Raw genomic sequence first — 2,374 nt, 5'->3', positions numbered from 1 at the left:
ACGATCAGCAGGCCGCCGATGATCGCCACCGCGTCCTCGATAAAGGCGGCGGGCGGATCCTTGCCGAAGGCGGCCGCGAGCCGGCCGCGAGCTTCGGCGCCGCCCAGCGTGCCGATGACAGCGCCGATGGCCCCCGCGATCAGGCCGCCGATGGTGGCGCCACCGGTGGCGCCGATCACCGCGCCGGTGAAAGCGCCCGTAACGATACGGGCGCCGAACTGCTGGGGTACTTTACGGCTCGGCGTCGACGGCAACTGGTCGGTGACCAGCTCGACGATGGCCAGGATGGTGAAGATGCCGACAGCCGCCCAATGGCTCATGAAGCTCGCCCAAGTGCCGGCAACCGTCAGCCAGCCGAGATAAGCGCCCCAGGCAATGGCGGCCGGCGCCGTCATGGCGCGAAGACCGGCAATGACGCCGATCAGAAGTGCCAGAATGTAGAGCATGGTCGATCCCCCTCGATCACGGGCCAAGACGGCCTTGAGTCACAGGCTACCATAGGTCCAATATTTGACCAGTACTGGCATCGGCGCTTTTGGCTGCACTTGTGCTTTGCAAGGACGTGAACTGGAGACCGCATCATGGCTGAGAGCGAGCGCGTGAAGATGGTGGCCGGCGAATGGTATACCTGCCTCGATGACGAACTGGAGTCGTTGCGGATGATAGCGCGCGATGCGGTGTTCGAGCACAACTTGCTGCCGCCTCGTCAACGCGGCAATCTCGGGCCGGCTCTGAAGGCACTGCTGGGAAGAGCCGGCGAGGGCGCCCGTATCGAGGCGCCGTTCCACTGCGCCTATGGCTTCAACATCTTTCTCGGCGACGGCGTGTTTCTCAATGCCGGCTGCACCATCCTCGACACGGCGAGCGTGCGCATCGGCAAGGCAACGCTGCTCGGCCCGAACGTGCAGATCTACTGCGCCGAGCACCACAAGGAGGCCAGTGGGCGGCAGGCCGGACTGGAGATCGCCCGACCGATTGAGATCGGCGCCAATGCCTGGATCGGCGGCTCAGCCGTCATCCTTGGCGGCGTCAGCATCGGTGAAGGCGCCACCGTCGGCGCCGGTGCGGTGGTGACGCGCGACGTGGCGGCGAACGCCACGGTGATCGGCAATCCGGCGCGGCCGGTCAAGCGGGGCTGAACAGGTCAGGACGACAGGACATACGTCATGCGCTCTTCCTGATCGCCTCGCCTGGAAAACTCGCGCCGGTATTGCGCCGGCGATGTCCTCAGTCTCGCGGCAAAATGCTGACGCAACGAGGTGGCGCTGCCGAAGCCGGCTTCGAAGGCGATCATGTCCATCGATTTCTCCGTCGCTTCCAGCAAACGCTGCGCCAGTTCGATCCGCTGGCTGGTCAGCCAATCGCCAAAGCTGGCGCCGATCGATTTCTGAAAGCGACGGGTAAAGGTGCGGCGGGTCAGGCCGGCGGCCTCGGCGACGCGGTCCAGGCTATGCGCCTCGCCAAGCGTCGCGCGAACCGCGTCGAGGGCCTGGGTGAAGCGGTCGGCGTCCGCGCTTCTTGCCACCGGATGCTCGATGAACTGTGCCTGCCCACCCTGCCGGTGCGGAGAAAGCACGATCTGGCGGGCGAGCCGCAGTGCTGCTTCCGCGCCATAGCGGGCGCGCACGATGTGGAGACAGCAGTCGAGGCCGGCGGCGACGCCGGCCGAGGTCACGACATCGCCATTGTCGACGTAGAGCACCGCGGCATCGACAGCGATGTCGGGATGGAGTGTTTGCAATTGTTCGCAATAGGCCCAGTGCGTCGCGGCACGTCGGCCCGAAAGCAGCCCGGCCGCTGCAATGGCGAAGGTGCCGAGGCACAGGCCGACAATCAAGGCGCCGCGTTGGTGCGCATGGCGCAGCGCTTCCATCAGCAGCGGCGATACCGGTTCGCTCAGATGATGCCAGCTCGGGATGATGACGATATCGGCGCCGTCGAGCCCTTCGAGCCCATGCGGCGCGGCAATTGTCAGCCCGGCTTCGGTATGGATCGGGCCGGCCTTGACCGCGCAGATGCGGAAGTCGAAGCGCGGCAGGCCAAGCGCCGTCCTGTCCTCGCCGAAGACCAGGCACGGTACGGAAAGATGGAACGGGCTGATGCCGTCGAAGGCGAGGACGGCAATGATCGGGTCGTTCATGGGTGCTTCCAGCGGTTGAATGCGGATTGTCCCAATTCTTTCGAATGATGTCAATCGGGCCACTTTCGGCTGTCTGGCAGCCCGCCTATCTTCCATCCATCGAATTCAAGCCGGAAAGGAAACACCATGTCTGACCCAGCCAACACCGCGCCCCGCCGGGCGCTGATCGTCGTCGATGTGCAGAACGATTACGACGGCGGCAATCTCGCCATCCAGCATCCGCCGTTCCGCGAC

At 65.2% G+C, this 2,374-nt stretch carries 3 protein-coding genes; 1 reads left to right on the top strand and 2 read right to left on the bottom strand.

Going from position 1 to position 2,374, the window contains the following annotated elements:
- The coding region (locus EN914_RS32330) for a DUF4126 domain-containing protein (protein WP_127389541.1) at positions 1 to 446 on the bottom strand (446 nt) is incomplete at its 3' end.
- 135 nt (positions 447 to 581) lie between these two features.
- On the opposite strand from EN914_RS32330, the gene EN914_RS32325 reads away from it, so the two are divergent.
- The gene (locus EN914_RS32325) at positions 582 to 1,139 is read left to right on the top strand and encodes a sugar O-acetyltransferase (RefSeq protein ID WP_024504529.1); all 558 of its coding nucleotides are present in this window, start codon (positions 582 to 584) and stop codon (positions 1,137 to 1,139) included.
- A gap of 5 nt (positions 1,140 to 1,144) precedes the next feature.
- Here EN914_RS32325 and EN914_RS32320 read toward each other — a convergent pair whose 3' ends face one another.
- On the bottom strand, positions 1,145 to 2,140 hold the full coding sequence (locus EN914_RS32320; RefSeq protein WP_024504530.1) for a GlxA family transcriptional regulator: 996 nt from the start codon (positions 2,138 to 2,140) through the stop codon (positions 1,145 to 1,147).
- Positions 2,141 to 2,374 lie beyond the last annotated feature (234 nt).

Origin of the sequence: Mesorhizobium sp. M7A.F.Ca.CA.001.08.2.1, from assembly GCF_003998455.1 — a bacterium.
Taxonomy (GTDB): Bacteria; Pseudomonadota; Alphaproteobacteria; order Rhizobiales; family Rhizobiaceae; genus Mesorhizobium; species Mesorhizobium ciceri.
This window is presented reverse-complemented; position numbering and strand designations above follow the sequence as displayed.

Bases quoted from the DNA above. Each gene is read 5' to 3' on its own strand.
- EN914_RS32325 (WP_024504529.1), top strand. From the start codon at position 582: ATGGCTGAGAGCGAGCGCGTGAAGATGGTGGCCGGCGAATGGTATACC.
- EN914_RS32320 (WP_024504530.1), bottom strand. From the start codon at position 2,140: ATGAACGACCCGATCATTGCCGTCCTCGCCTTCGACGGCATCAGCCCG.